Origin of the sequence: Bauldia sp. (assembly GCF_020442045.1) — a bacterium.
Lineage (GTDB): Bacteria > Pseudomonadota > Alphaproteobacteria > Rhizobiales > Kaistiaceae > Bauldia.
Genome location: NZ_JAGRLA010000006.1, coordinates 1 through 14332 on the forward strand (window position 1 = coordinate 1; position 14332 = coordinate 14332).

General features: G+C 66.1%; 12 protein-coding genes. 7 read left to right on the forward strand and 5 right to left on the reverse strand.

Features of this window, described 5'->3' with window-relative positions; genetic code table 11:
• Together carB and greA are read left to right on the forward strand one after the other, a co-directional pair.
• Nucleotides 1-2413, forward strand: a 2413-nt coding sequence (carB, locus tag KDJ86_RS00625; RefSeq protein ID WP_291741538.1) for a carbamoyl-phosphate synthase large subunit, incomplete at its 5' end; no start/stop codon positions are given.
• A gap of 115 nt (nucleotides 2414-2528) precedes the next feature.
• Entirely contained in the window at nucleotides 2529-3005 is a 477-nt protein-coding gene (gene greA, locus KDJ86_RS00630) for a transcription elongation factor GreA (RefSeq protein ID WP_291741543.1), read from the forward strand.
• Between the two features lie 10 nt (nucleotides 3006-3015).
• Here greA and KDJ86_RS00635 read toward each other — a convergent pair whose 3' ends face one another.
• Complete coding sequence (locus KDJ86_RS00635; protein WP_291741547.1) at nucleotides 3016-3483, reverse strand: Lrp/AsnC family transcriptional regulator; 468 nt, start codon at nucleotides 3481-3483, stop codon at nucleotides 3016-3018.
• Between the two features lie 252 nt (nucleotides 3484-3735).
• Between KDJ86_RS00635 and KDJ86_RS00640 the strand changes: the two genes are divergently transcribed.
• From KDJ86_RS00640 to KDJ86_RS00650, 3 genes are all read left to right on the forward strand, one after another.
• A complete protein-coding gene (locus KDJ86_RS00640) occupies nucleotides 3736-4443 on the forward strand; it encodes a DUF4339 domain-containing protein (protein ID WP_291741549.1) in 708 nt (235 codons plus the stop codon).
• 224 nt (nucleotides 4444-4667) lie between these two features.
• Nucleotides 4668-5624 carry a thioredoxin-disulfide reductase gene (gene trxB, locus KDJ86_RS00645; RefSeq protein WP_291741551.1) on the forward strand — a complete coding sequence of 319 codons (957 nt, stop codon included), beginning with the start codon at nucleotides 4668-4670 and terminating at the stop codon, nucleotides 5622-5624.
• A 23-nt stretch (nucleotides 5625-5647) separates the two neighbouring features.
• Nucleotides 5648-6538 carry a LysR family transcriptional regulator gene (locus KDJ86_RS00650; protein WP_521085242.1) on the forward strand — a complete coding sequence of 297 codons (891 nt, stop codon included), beginning with the start codon at nucleotides 5648-5650 and terminating at the stop codon, nucleotides 6536-6538.
• A 284-nt stretch (nucleotides 6539-6822) separates the two neighbouring features.
• On the opposite strand, the gene msrP is transcribed toward KDJ86_RS00650, so the two are convergent.
• Together msrP and KDJ86_RS00660 are read right to left on the reverse strand one after the other, a co-directional pair.
• On the reverse strand, nucleotides 6823-7776 hold the full coding sequence (gene msrP, locus KDJ86_RS00655) for a protein-methionine-sulfoxide reductase catalytic subunit MsrP (RefSeq protein ID WP_291741553.1): 954 nt from the start codon (nucleotides 7774-7776) through the stop codon (nucleotides 6823-6825).
• A 249-nt stretch (nucleotides 7777-8025) separates the two neighbouring features.
• On the reverse strand, nucleotides 8026-10080 hold the full coding sequence (locus tag KDJ86_RS00660; RefSeq protein ID WP_291741555.1) for an elongation factor G: 2055 nt from the start codon (nucleotides 10078-10080) through the stop codon (nucleotides 8026-8028).
• Between the two features lie 311 nt (nucleotides 10081-10391).
• Here KDJ86_RS00660 and KDJ86_RS00665 point away from each other — a divergent pair, with 311 nt between their 5' ends.
• Together KDJ86_RS00665 and yghX are read left to right on the forward strand one after the other, a co-directional pair.
• On the forward strand, nucleotides 10392-11369 hold the full coding sequence (locus KDJ86_RS00665) for a magnesium transporter CorA family protein (protein ID WP_291741557.1): 978 nt from the start codon (nucleotides 10392-10394) through the stop codon (nucleotides 11367-11369).
• Between the two features lie 69 nt (nucleotides 11370-11438).
• Nucleotides 11439-12326, forward strand: coding sequence for a YghX family hydrolase (yghX, locus tag KDJ86_RS00670; protein WP_291741655.1), 888 nt, complete (start codon nucleotides 11439-11441; stop codon nucleotides 12324-12326).
• A gap of 25 nt (nucleotides 12327-12351) precedes the next feature.
• Here yghX and KDJ86_RS00675 read toward each other — a convergent pair whose 3' ends face one another.
• Nucleotides 12352-12822: a DUF1801 domain-containing protein gene (locus KDJ86_RS00675; RefSeq protein ID WP_291741559.1), complete on the reverse strand. Its 471-nt coding sequence runs from the start codon at nucleotides 12820-12822 to the stop codon at nucleotides 12352-12354.
• Nucleotides 12800-14203, reverse strand: coding sequence for an enoyl-CoA hydratase/isomerase family protein (locus tag KDJ86_RS00680; RefSeq protein ID WP_291741562.1), 1404 nt, complete (start codon nucleotides 14201-14203; stop codon nucleotides 12800-12802). Before KDJ86_RS00680 ends, KDJ86_RS00675 begins: the two co-directional genes overlap by 23 nt.
• Nucleotides 14204-14332 lie beyond the last annotated feature (129 nt).

A 14332-nucleotide genomic window follows, 5' to 3' on the forward strand; every position in this document is an offset into this window, starting at 1 on the left:
CCCGCGGGTGTCGCGCTCCTCGGCGCTCGCCTCCAAGGCGACCGGCTTCCCGATCGCCAAGGTCGCCGCCAAGCTCGCCGTCGGCTACACGCTCGACGAGCTCGACAACGACATTACCGGCGGCGCGACACCGGCCGCCTTCGAGCCGACCATCGACTACGTCGTTACCAAGATCCCGCGCTTCGCTTTCGAGAAGTTTCCCGGCGCCGAGCCCCTCCTGACCACCGCGATGAAATCGGTCGGCGAGGTCATGGCGATCGGCCGGACCTTCGCGGAATCGCTGCAAAAGGCGCTGCGCGGCCTCGAAACCGGCTATTCGGGGCTCGACGAAGTCGTCATTCCCGGCCTCGGCGAGGGCGACGACAAGAACGCCATCCGCGCCGCCCTCGGCCGGCCGACGCCGGACCGGCTGCTCACCTGCGCCCAGGCGATGCGCCACGGCGTTTCGATCGCCGATATCTACAAGGTCTCCCACATCGATCCGTGGTTCCTCCGCCAGCTCGAGGCAATCGTCGCGTCCGAGGAGAAGGTCCGCGCCCATGGCCTGCCGCCGACGGCGGGCGCGTTGAGGCGGCTGAAGGCGCAGGGCTTCTCCGATGCCCGCCTCGCCGCCCTTGCCGGCGTGGCCGAGGCCGAGGTCGCTGCCCTGCGGAACGACCTTTCGGTGCACCCTGCCTTCAAGCGCATCGATACCTGCGCCGCAGAATTCGCCTCGCCGACCGCCTATCTCTACTCGACCTACGAGACGCCCTTCGCCGGTGCGCTCGCCGACGAGGCCGGGCCGAGCGACCGAAAGAAGGTCATCATCCTCGGCGGCGGACCGAACCGCATCGGCCAGGGAATCGAGTTCGACTATTGCTGCTGCCACGCCTGTTTCGCGCTGTCGGACGACGGCTTCGAGACGATCATGATCAACTGCAACCCGGAGACGGTCTCGACCGACTATGACACCTCCGACCGGCTCTATTTCGAGCCGCTGACGGCCGAGGATGTCCTGGAGATCGTCAGGGTCGAACAGTCGAAAGGCAGCCTCCATGGCGTCATCGTCCAGTTCGGCGGACAGACCCCGCTGAAGCTCGCCCACGCGTTGCAGGAGGCGGACGTTCCGATCCTCGGCACGTCGCCGGACGCGATCGACCTCGCCGAGGATCGCGATCGCTTCCAGAAACTCATCAACAAGCTCGGACTGAAGCAGCCGAAGAACGGCATCGCCTATTCGGTCGAGCAGGCCCGGCTCGTGGTCGCCGAGCTCGGCTACCCGCTGGTGGTCCGGCCATCCTATGTGCTCGGCGGCCGTGCGATGCAGATCATCCGCGAGGAAGAGCAGCTCAACGACTACCTGCTCGGCACCCTGCCCGAACTGGTTCCGGGCGAGGTCAGGGCGCGCTATCCGAATGACAAGACCGGCCAGATCAATACCCTGCTCGGCAAGAACCCGCTGCTCTTCGACCGCTACCTCTCCGATGCGGCCGAGGTCGATGTCGACGCCCTGTCGGACGGCCAGTCGGTCTTCATCTGCGGGATCATGGAGCATATCGAGCAGGCCGGCATCCATTCGGGCGACTCGGCCTGCTCGCTGCCGCCCCATTCCCTGCCTCCCGCGACCATCGCGGAACTCGAGCGCCAGACGACCGCGCTTGCCTTCGGGCTCGAGGTGCGTGGACTGATGAACGTGCAATTCGCCATCAAGGACGGCGAGATCTATGTGCTGGAAGTGAACCCGCGAGCGTCGCGGACCGTTCCCTTCGTCGCCAAGACGGTCGGCCGCCCCTTCGCCAAGATCGGCGCCCTGGTCATGGCAGGAACGCCGCTCGCCCGGTTCGGCCTGGCGCCGAACGGCATCCGGCATGTCGGCGTCAAGGAGGCCGTCTTCCCCTTCGCCCGCTTCCCGAATGTCGACACGCTGCTTGGCCCGGAGATGCGCTCGACCGGGGAATCCATGGGCCTCGACCGCGACTATCCGGTCGCCTTCGCCAAGAGCCAGCTCGGCGCCGGCGGCACCGTGCCGACCAGCGGCACCGTCTTCGTTTCGGTCAGGGACGCCGACAAGCCGAGGATTGCCGACGCGATCAGGTTGTTGAATTCACTTGGTTTCGATGTGGTGGCCACAAGCGGGACCCAGCGCTTCCTCGAAGCCGAGGGCATTCCCTGCGCCAAGATCAACAAGGTGCTTGAAGGTCGACCCCACATCGTTGATGCTATCAAGAATGGTGGGATTCAGCTTGTCATCAACACCACCGAAGGCAGGCAGGCTTTCACCGACAGTCGGTCGCTGAGGCGCGCCGCACTCCTGCATCGGGTGCCGTATTACACGACGATCGCCGGTGCGGTTGCGGCGTCTCTGGGGATCGAGGCGTACAAGCACGGCAGTCTTGAAGTCCGGCCACTGCAATCCTATTTCACCGCGGCCTGACCAGGACCACCAGACACGAAGAAAGCGTGGAGTTCCAATAGGTTTGGAATTCCGGGCTTGTGGTACTATTCGGTTGGATTCGGCCTGGACCGAACAAGAACGAGGTTAAAGGGTGATGGAAAAGGTTCCAATGACCGCTGCTGGCCATGCGGCGCTGGAATCGGAGTTGAAGCGGCGCACCTCCGAGGAGCGTCCGCGGATTATCGAACTGATTGCCGAGGCCCGTGGCCATGGCGATCTGTCCGAGAACGCCGAATACCATGCCGCCAAGGAAGCCCACAGCCTCAACGAAGGCCGTATCATGGAGCTCGAGGACAAGCTGTCGCGCGCCGAGATCATCGACGTGGCGAAGCTCAGCGGCTCGACGACCATCAAGTTCGGCGCGACCGTCACCCTTGTCGACGAGGATACCGACGAGGAGATGAAGTATCAGATCGTCGGCGACGTCGAGGCCGACGTGAAGCAGGGCAAGATCTCGATCTCCTCGCCGATTGCGCGCGCCCTGATCGGCAAGTCGAAGAGCGACACCGTCGAGGTCGCGACCCCCGGCGGCGCCCGCTCCTACGAGATCCTCTCGGTCAAGTACAGCTAGCCCGGCACCGTCAGGGCACGGGAACCGCCGGCTCGTTCTTGAGCCGGCGGATGACCAGCGACGTGCGCACGCTCTCGACCTGCGGCGCCCGGGTCAGCTCCTCGATGACGAAGGCCTGGAAGGTCTCGAGGTCGGGGGCGATGCATTTGAGGATGAAGTCGATGTCGCCCGAGAGCATGTGGCACTCCCGGACGATTTCCCACGACCGCACCCGCGCCTCGAAGGTCAGCAGGTCGGCCTCGCTCTGGCTGGAGAGCCCGACCAGCGCGAAGGCGGAAACGGCCAGGCCCAGGGCCCTGCCGTCGACCATCGCCCGGTAACCTTCGATGATGCCTGCCTCCTCGAGGGCGCGGACGCGCCGCAGGCAGGGCGGCGCGGATATCCCGACGCGGCCGGCCAGCGCGACGTTGGTGATCCGGCCGTCGGCCTGCAGCTCCCGCAGGATCTTCCAATCGATTGCGTCCAGTCTGGCCTTCACGTCACGGCCCCGCTGCAACGGCCCCCGATGGCCCAGGCATACGCAACGACATTGCCAAACTTAGCACGATTTGGAACAATTCGCACGCAAGGACGAAAGAAAGCGGTCGGACCCCTACCCCTCGCCGCATCCATTCGTCACTGTTAGGATGACGACCCCGGATAGAATGTGGAGTGACCAATGCGTATTGCAGGTCCAGTCTTACTTTTCCTTTTGACGTTGTTCTGGGGGGCGACCGCATCGGCCGATCACATGACCGGCAGGTATCAAGGCACTGGCGCCATCGCCGGCGACGTTCTCGATCTTCGCCAGTCCGGCACCGCCCTCCAGGGAACGATTACCGGCAATGACCAGGGCACGTTGCAGGGCCAGACCGACGGCGGCAACAATGCCCAGGGCACGATTCAGCTTGCCCAACCCGGTCTCGCACCGATTTCCTTCCAGGCGGTCTGGTCGCAGCAGGGCCTCGCCATGCGCCTGAAGTTCCAGGATGGCAGTTCGTCGGACGTGTTCTTCCAGCTTGCCGGCGGCCCCGGGCCGAACCCGCCCGGGCCTGGGCCGAACCCGCCCGGACCCGGACCGAATCCGCCAGGGCCCCCGCCGATTCCCGGCCCGACGGACGTCCAGTATTTCGTCGCGGTCAACGGCCAGCCGGTCGGCCCGATGACCCTTCAGGAAATCGGCCAGCGTATCCAGCAGGGCCAGATCGCCCGAACCGACCTCGTCTGGAAGACCGGCGCACCTGACTGGGCGCCCGCCGAAAGCTATCCCGAGCTCGCGGCGCTGTTCGGCGGTGGTCCCCCGCCCATGCCCCCGGGTGGCGGCGGCAACGGCCCCGGTGGCGGCGGCAAGACTCCGCCCGGCGGCGGTGGCGGCGGCGGTGGTGGCTCCGGTGGAGGCGGCTCCGGCGGCGGTGGCTCCGGTGGCGGTATGGGGGGTATGACCCCGCCTTCGCAGTAGCTCGAACGGCCGGCACCATCACCCCGTCGGCCGATCCCGGAAACGATGACGGTCGCGGAGGCCCGCCCTCCGCGACCGTTTGTCTTGACCAAATTGTTATTCACAGGAGCCATGCGCTCCTTGCAGACTTGGGGGCGGAGTCCCTAGATTTCGCCTAGCTCGATTCCGTCCCGCGGGTGGCCGTTCGCCATGCTGCCGGGATGTTTTTCAGGGAAGCGCGGTTCATGCACGCGAAAGTCATCATCGTCGGCTCCGGGCCGGCCGGCTACACGGCTGCGATCTATGCGGCCCGTGCGATGCTGGAGCCGGTGCTGATCGCCGGCATCCAGCCGGGTGGTCAGCTGACCATCACCACCGACGTCGAAAACTACCCGGGGTTTGCCGAGCCCGTCCAGGGGCCCTGGCTGATGGAGCAGATGCGCGCCCAGGCCGAACATGTCGGCGCACGGATGGTCTCGGACCAGATCAATTCCGTCGATCTGTCGCGGCGCCCCTTCCGGCTCGACGGCGACAGCGGCGAGACCTACACCGCCGATGCCCTGATCATCGCCACCGGGGCCCAGGCGAAGTGGCTGAATCTGCCCGGCGAGGAGCGCTTCAAGGGCTTTGGTGTCTCGGCCTGCGCGACGTGTGACGGCTTCTTCTACAAGGATCGCGAAGTCGCTGTGATCGGCGGCGGCAACACGGCCGTCGAAGAGGCCCTGTTCCTCACCCATTTCGCCTCGAAGGTCACGCTGATCCATCGCCGCGACTCCTTCCGTGCCGAGAAGATCCTGCAGAACCGCCTCTTCGCCAACGACAGGGTGGAGGTGATCTGGGACACGGTGGTGGAGGACGTGATCGGCGATGCCGGGCCGCCGCCTTCGGTCACCGGCCTCAAGCTGAAGAACGTCAAGTCGGGCACCGTGAGCAACCTCACCGTCGACGGCGTCTTCGTCGCGATCGGCCACGCGCCGTCGGTCGAGTTCCTCGGCGGCCAGTTGCGCACCAAGGCGGGAGGCTACGTGGTGACCGAGCCGGACTCGACCGCGACCGGCATCCCGGGCGTCTTCGCGGCCGGCGATGTCACCGACGACTTCTATCGCCAGGCGGTGACCGCGGCCGGTCAGGGCTGCATGGCCGCGCTCGAGGCGGAAAAGTTCCTCGCAATGTCGGAAGACACTGCCGAAGCGGCCGAATAGGCGCGGAAAGGATCGCCGTCGCGATGGACTGGGACAAGCTCCGCATCTTCCAGGCAGCCGCCCAGGCCGGCTCCTTCACCCACGCCGGCGACACGCTGAACATGAGCCAGTCGGCGGTCAGCCGGCAGGTCAGCGCCCTGGAGCAGGATCTCGGCGTCGCGCTCTTCCATCGCCACGCCCGCGGCCTGATCCTCACCGAGCAGGGCGAGCACCTCTATCGCGCCGCCAACGACGTGATGTCCAAGCTCGAGGCCGTACGCGCCCGCCTCGCCGACTCGGCCGAGCAGCCGACCGGGCGGCTGCGCCTGACGACGACGGTCGGCCTCGGCTCCACCTGGCTGACCGACCGCATCCACGAATTCATCGACCATTATCCGGATATCGAGCTTCAGCTCATTCTCGACGACGGCGAGCTCGATCTGAACATGCGCGAGGCGGACATCGCCATCCGCCTCCGGCAGCCGACCCAGCCGGACCTCATCCAGCGCCGCCTCTTCACCGTCCACATGCACCTCTATGCGGCGCCCTCCTATCTCGAACGCTTCGGACGTCCGAAATCGATCGAGGAGCTCGACCAGCACCGCATCGTCACCTTCGGCGTTCCGGTGCCCAATTACCTCAGGGACGTGAACTGGCTGGAGGTCGCCGGCCGCGACCCCGGCAATCCCCGTGTGCCGATCCTGCGGATCAACAATCTCCTGTCGATCAAGAACGCCGCGGTGCGCGGCATCGGCGTCGCCGTCCTGCCGGACTACATGGTGGAAGGCGAAACGCGGCTTGAGCGCCTCCTGCCGGAGGCGGAGGTGCCGAGTTTCGCGTCGTATTTCGTCTATCCGGCCGAGCTCAAGAACTCGGCACGCGTGCATGTTTTCAGGGACTTCCTTCTATCGAAGGCACAGAACTGGGCATATTGAACGGCCCACAGGCCCCTGTTGCATTTTTATCTCGCATCCGGCTTTATTCACTACGATCCCGACAAGTGACTGCACATTTATTTTGCAGTTGTACAATGAACATGTCGACGTAGTGATTCGTTCGTCAATCCTCCCTACGCACGAATGGCTGCGTCGTCAGTTCCTCTCTGGAAGGTTTGTCGCGCGCGTTGCTGATGCGGCAAAGAACTGCCGGGCCCGCGTGGCCCGGCTTTTTCTTTGGGTCTACGATGTGACCAAGGCCGAAACGTCCGCGGGACAGCGGCCTACATGTAGATCGGCTGGTCTTCCATTCCGGCATAGAGATCGGCGACATATTCGCCATAGCCGTTGAAGATCACCGTCGGAATCCGGTCGTTGGTCGTCAGGTCGCGCTCGCTGGCCTGGCTCCAGCGCGGATGCGGAACATCGGGATTGACGTTGGCCCAGAAGCCGTATTCGTCGGCGGCCAGCGCCTGCCAGAAGTTGACCGGCTGCTCGTCGGTGAACGTGAATTTGACGATCGATTTGATCGACTTGAACCCGTATTTCCAGGGGAGATGGAGCCGCAGCGGCGCCCCCATCGATTTGGCCACGGGCTTGCCATAGGCGCCGGTAACCAGGAAGGCGAGGTCATTCGTCGCCTCCGCCATGCTGATGCCCTCGACATAGGGCCACGGATACCAGATCTGCTTCTGGCCGGTGGCGACGTCCGGCATCATGAAGGTTTCCATCCTGAGGTAGGTCGCGTCGCCCAGCGGCTTCGCGAACTTGACCAGCTCCGCGACCGGGAAGCCGGTCCACGGCACGGTCATCGACCAGGCTTCGACGCAGCGGTGCCGGTAAAGCCGCTCCTCCAGCGGCATCTTGCGGATCAGCGTGTCGAAATCGGTGGTGATCTCGGTCTCGACCAGCCCGTCGATCTTTACTTCCCAGGGGCGGATCGGCAGCGCCTCCGCGGCGCTCGCGATGTTCTTGTGCGTCCCGAATTCATAGAAGTTGTTGTAGTTGGTGTTGATCGCTTCCGGCGTCACCTCGCGCTCGATCGTGTATTTCGAATTGCGCGGCGCGGGATAGAGATCGGCCGACGGATCGGTCTCGGCGCTCGCCAGTCGCGGGAAGGCCGCCGCGGCCATGCCGAAGCCGCTCGCCGCGAGGATTTGCCGGCGGTTGAGATAGACCGACTCCGGCGTTGCCAGCCGCTCCGGAATCTCCCAGCCCTTCTGGCGCTTCACATACATCTCGTTCGCTCCCTTGGCGTGCCTTGTCGCTGGCACAGAGAGGTAAGGCCACCGCTGCACACGATCAAATCACGATGGTGTGGGGCATCTTCAACCATCGGTGTCGGCGTCTCACCTGTCTTCGGCCGGTGGCCTTCCCCGGTTCGCGGCGATGTCTCCACCGCCAGGCACCGGAAGGGACGGCCCCCCGCGCGATCCGGGACACGGCGCGGCACCGGCTGACCGGCGCCGGCACCGCCTGGCGAATGCCTATGCCGCTTCGGCGCTCGCCCGCTCGATCGCCTGGTCGGCGAGCTTGCCCGAGAGCTCCGCGAGATGGTCGAAGCTCGCCTGGAAGGTCCCGACGCCCGCGGTCGCCGAGCGCAGCTCGACGATCAGGTCGCGGATTTCCGACTGCGGGATCATCGCCTCGACCACGTCCCAGCCCTGCCAGTCGGGCCGGGCGTCGAAACCGAGGATCTGGCCGCGCCGCTGCGACACGATACCGTTGACCCGCGGCGTCGCTTCCGCCGGGACAACCACCTCGACCTTCAGGATCGGCTCGAGCAGCACCGGCTTGCATTGCGGCATGCCTTCGCGCATCCCGATCTGGGCGGCCGTGCGGAATGCCTGGTCCGACGAATCGACCGAGTGGTAGGAACCGTCGCTGAGATTCACCGCGACGTCGACGACCGGGAAGCCGAGCGGCCCCTTGTCGAGATATTCGACGATCCCTCCCTCGATGGCGGAGAAGTAGTTCCGGGGCACCGCGCCGCCCGAGATCGATTCCGAAAAGGCAAAGCCCGCGCCGCGCGGCTGCGGCTTGATGTCGAGCACCACGTCGCCGAACTGTCCATGGCCGCCCGACTGCTTCTTGTGCCGGCCCCGCACCGTGGTCGTGCCGCGAATGGTTTCCTTGTAGGGAACCCTTGGGTCATGGGTATCGACCGAGATACCGTATTTGCCGGTGAGCCGCTCCAGCGCCACCCGAAGGTGCATTTCGCCCTGCCCTTCCAGCACCGTCTCGCCGGTGTCCTGGACATGGGAAACGCGCAGCGACGGGTCTTCCTCCACCGCCTTGGCGAGCGCCGAGGAGAGCTTCACCTCGTCCTTGCGCTCGGCCGTGGACACCGCCGTGCCGAGCACCGGCTGGGGCGCGGCGAGCGCCACCACCTGCGGCGGCGCCTCTTTCGCCGTCGACAGCGTCTGGCCGGTCAGCGCGTCGTCGAGCTTGCCGAGACCGACGGTCTCGCCGGCGCTTGCCGTGTCACGCTTGTTCGCCTGCTGGCCGATGATGCGAAAGACACCCGACACCCGGCCGACCGGTCCGCTCGGCCCGGTGAACTCCGTGCCGTCGCCGATTTCGCCGGCGAGGACGCGCACGATCGACAGCTTGCCGCCATGGGTCGTATGCAGCGTCTTCAGCACCTGCACGATACCGTCCCCGGTGTTCTCGACGCCGAGGCGGAGGCGGGTCTCCTCGACCCCCCTCGTCTCGTGGCGGATCGCCTTGAGCAGGCGGCCGATGCCGTTGGCGCCCTCGGCGGAACCGATCAGCACCGGGCAGATCTGGCCCTCCCGCATCTCCACCGCCAGGTCCTTGAAGATCTGGTCGCGGTCCGGCTGGATGTCCTCCAGCAGTTGTTCCATCAGCCCGTCGTCGTAATCCGCGAGTGTTTCGAGCATCGAGTAGCGGGCTTCCGCCTCGCGGGCGCGATCCGCGTCGGTCATGTCGATCAATTCGCTCGCGGCATGTTCGCGATAGACGAAGGCGCGCTCCAGGGCGAGGTCGATGAACCCGGTGACGACGTCGTTCTGGCGGATCGGAATGTGGCGCAGCACCAGCGGTACCGCGCTCGCCGGCTGCAGCATCTCGAGCGTCCCGCGAACGCTGGCGCTGGTCTTGTCCATCTTGTTGAGGAAGAGGATGCGGGGGATGCCTTTGTCCTCGAGGCTCTTGAGGATGACCTGGAGCGCCGGGATCTTCTTGTCATCCGCCTCCGCGACCACCACCGCGAGGTCGACTCCGGCCAGTACCGGTTCCGCCTCGAAACCGAACTCCACCGATCCCGGGCAGTCGATGAAGGTGAAGCGGTCGCCCATGAAGTCGGTCTCGGCGATATTCGCCTCGACGCTCATCTGGTGCGCCCGCGCCTCCGGCGACCCGTCGCCGACCGTATTCTTTTCCGCAATCGTTCCCTGGCGCGTGATCGCGTCGGTTCGCGCAAGGATCGATTCCAGCAACGTGGTCTTGCCGCTCGCAAATGGCCCCACCAGCGCAATGCACCGGGGGCCTCTCACTCTGCCGCTATTGTCGTCTGACATGGCGCCGCCCTCCCCGTTCTCTACTTGTTCTTGGGCATGTGTGACATGCTGGTGACGATGGTCTCAAGGAAAGCGGCGGCTGACAAGTGCGATGCACCGGCCTCTGACGGCGAACGGGCCCGAACCGCCGCGACAGGCCGCGACGGGCGGTGGCGCCGCGACGTTGAGCGGGTGACGACTCGTCCCGAATGAGCGAGTATCGTCCGATACTTGCGGACGACCCGCGCCGGACGATTCTTGCTCGGCGCCGTCATCAGCCCTTGATCAATGAAGCGTAAGCGTGGCAGTCCCCCTGCAAGGTCCTATTGCGAATGCTCGACGCCTATACCCTCACCAGCGGCGGCCCGAAACGCCTCGAATTCGCTGGCGGAGAAGACATCCCGCCGGAAACCGGCTGGGTCGATCTCCTGCAGCCCTCGGTCGCCGAGGACAGGAACACCGAGGTGTTTCTCGGCGCCGGCCTGCCGACCCGGGAAGAAGCGGCGGAGATCGAGTTCTCCAGTCGCTTCTATACCGAAGACGGCGCGGTCTTCATGACCGCCACGATCCTTACCGGCGTCGACAAGGGCGAGGCGAAGCTCGTGCCCTTCACCTTCGTCGTGACCAGCGACAACCGTATCGCGACCCTGCGCTACGACGATATCCGCGCGCTCCGCCAGTTCCTCACCCGCGCCGGCAAGCCCGGAAGCGCCTGCTCGACGGTACCCGGCGTCTTCCTCGGTCTCGTCGAGGCGCTCGTCGACCGCACCGCCGACGTGCTGGAACGGATCAGCAGCGACGTCGATCGCATCAACGCCGAGATCTTCGCCGCCCGCGCCGAGCGGCGCAGCGGGCGGCGGCTCGAGCAGCTGATCGGCGACGTCGGCACCCAGGGCGACCTCGCGGCGAAGGCGCGTGAAAGCCTCGCCTCGCTCGAGCGCCTGGTCCAGTTCGCGAGTCTCACCCTCCGGGGTGGCTTCTCCAAGGGCAACAGCAAGAATCGCCTGAAGCTGATCTCGCGCGACGTCCGCTCGCTGGAGGATCACGTCGAGTTCCTCTCCAACAAGATCACCTTCCTCCTCGACGCGACGCTCGGATTGATCTCCGTCGAGCAGAACGAGGTCATCCGCATCCTGACCATCGCGGCGACGATCTTCTTCCCGCCGACGCTGATCGGAACGATCTACGGGATGAATTTCGCCGACATGCCGGAACTCTCCTGGGGCTTCGGATATCCGCTTGCCATCGGCCTCATGGTCGCCTCGGCGGTGCTGCCCTATCTCTACTTCAAGCGCCGCGGCTGGCTCTGAAAAGGGACCGGCCGTCTCCGTTGCCCGAGAGAGAGGGAGTTGCCGGAACCGATGAACGAGTTGCTCCCCATCCGCCGAAAGACCGCGAAGGACTTCCCGCGGGAGCTCCTCGAACTCTACGACTTCTATGCCCATGGCAGGATCACCAAGCGCGAGTTCATGGACCGCGCCGCGAAATTCGCGGTTGGCGGCGTCACCGCGACGATGCTGCTGCGTGAGCTCTCGCCTGACTATGCCCTCGCCCAGCAGGTCGCCGGGGACGATCCCGATATCGCGGCGAGCCGCGTCACCTATCCGTCGCCGAACGGCAACGGCGAGGTCAACGCCTATCTTGTCCGGCCCGCCGGCGCTTCGGACAAGATCCCCGGCGTCCTCGTCGTCCACGAGAACCGTGGCCTCAACCCCTATATCGAGGATGTCGCGCGTCGCATGGCCAAGGCCGGCTTCATGGCGCTCGCCCCCGATGGCCTGACCTCGGTCGGCGGCTATCCCGGCAACGACGACGAGGGCCGCGAGCTCCAGCGGAAGGTCGATCCCGAGAAGCTGATGAACGATTTCTTCGCCGGCTTCGAATACCTGACGGCCCGCGCGGATTGCTCGGGCAGGGTCGGCGCTGTCGGCTTCTGCTACGGCGGTGGCGTCGTCAATGCGATCGCCGTGGCTTACCCCGAGCTCGCCGCCGGGGTGCCTTTCTACGGCCGCCAGCCCGATGTCCAGGACGTTGCCGCGATCGAGGCCCCGCTCCTCCTGCAATATGCCGGGCTCGACGAGAGGATCAACGCCGGCTGGCCGGCCTATGAGGACGCCCTGAAGGCCGCGGGCAAGACCTACACCGCTTACGTCTATCCCGACGTCAACCACGGCTTCCACAACGACACGACGCCCCGCTACGATGCGGAAGCCGCGAAGCTCGCCGAGGAGAGGACGATCGCCTTCTTCAAGGAAAACCTGAGCTAGGCGCTCTGTTTCGCGCCCGCGGCCATCACACGCGGGTGCGCCTCCCGGCCGGCTTCTTGCTCGCGTGATAGGTCAGCGCCATCGCGATGCAATGGCTGAGCGGCCCGGTCGGCAACGCCTTGTCCACATCGACGAGGATCGCGCGGTTTCCCTCGAAGCCGAGCGCGCCGGCATAGAGTTCGCGAAACTGTTCGACCAGCCGCGTCTGGCAATGGACATAGAGCGCCACCTGGCCCGGCTTGTCCCTGACCGCGTCGATCCTGATCGTCGTCCCGCTTTTCGTCTCGGCCGTCAGGTAGCTCGGCTGCCCCCATTTCAACGTCTCCTCGATCCCGCCGACGCCCGGCGTCGCCGCCGCCGTGTCAAGGATCAGGGTGCGGAGTTTCAGGAGTTGCCGCCGGATGGCCGCCGGCTGGGCGTCGAAGACGGCCGCGACCGCCGGCTCCGTGAAGCCCGGCGCGGTCGGTTTCCGGTCAGACCGTGCGGTTCTTGGCATCCCAGTTCCGCTCGAGATTGGCGATCAGCGCCGGACTGAAGTGGCAATAAGCCTGTTCGCGGGCATAGACCGACGCGTAGCGGCGGAAGAGATCGAGCGGCTCCTCGCCGACCCGGAAGGCGCGCCGGTTGCCGATGGCGCTGACCACGCCGGCATCGGTCAGGCCGGCGACCACCTTGTCGATCGCATCCTCCATCGCATCGGCCGAGGCGATCTCGTCGCAGATCAGCCGCCCCTGCCGGCTGTCGCAGACCAGCTTCAGCTCGTACTGGATCGCCTCGCGGGCGATGCGGTCGCCGGTATGGCGCGGCAGGCGCAGGTTGGCGAAGCCGGGGATGATCCCCTCCCGCCGCGCGGGCAGGGTCATGTACGCATCGTCGGCCGCCAGCACGTAGTCGGCGACCAGGAGGATCTGGCAGTGGCCGCCGATCGCGAAGGTCTCCACCGCGGCGACCCATGGCTTCTCGATCCCGCGGCCGCGCACGTCGTCCGGCAGCGAGCCCGGTCGCGCGACGCCACGCAGGATCTTGTGCAGATAGCCGAGGTCGCGCTTGAGGAAGAAGATGAAGGGGATTTTCCCGCGATAGAGATGGGTCAGGTTGACGCCGCTGCCGAAGATGTTGCGGCCCGCATATTTCGGATGCTCGGCCTTGCCGCCGCGCATCACCGCGATCTCGCTCGCCGGATCGAGGATGGCGACGTCGATCGCCGTCTCCATCACGTCGATGGTCGAATCGTCCTCGGCATTGAGGAAGCGGGGATTGGTCGCGGTAAGCATCACCGCCTTGCCCCGCCGTTCGAGCCTCGCCGTCGCGAGATCGAGCACGCCGTCGGCGACGAAGCGAGCGAGATGCTCCTCGGTCTCCGGCCGCGGCAGCAGCATCGCATGGCAAAGATGCAGGCCCGCTTCCTCGACCGCCAGCGTCTGGGCGAGGAAGATGCCCTGGTCGATCTCGACGCCGTCCTTGTCGCCCTGGTTCAGCCGGTCTTCCGCCGCCACCTCGTCTTCCGTCGGTGTCAGTCCGGGGACCGCGGCCGCCGCCGCGAAGACGAGCTCTTCGAGCCGCAAATGCTGGTTCCGCCGATCGGTCAGCTCCTCGTAGAGCGTGCCGGCATGGGCGGCGAGAAACCGCTCGCGGCTTTCCCGCGCGATTCCGAATATCCGGTCGGCCGCCCTCGCCTGACCGGTGGTCCGCGCCGACTTCGGCGGGAGCGCCGCGACCAGCGCCGAGGTCCGGTCCCAGAAGGCCGAATAGCGATGGCGGTCGGTGGTGATGTCGGCGGTCCGTGCCGGCTCGGCCCCGATCCAGTCGTGGACATGCCGGGGATCCAGGCCCGCTGCGATCAGCTCGCCGGAGAGTGTGTCGCCGTCAGCGTCCATGGCATCGCTCCGTCGGTTGGATCGGCCCCGAACCGCGGCCGCGCCGGAACGACGCGACGGTACCGGGCGCCGGTCCGCAGGCGGCCCCTGCGGACGGCATTCCGGCGATGGTAGCCCGACCGGCGGCGA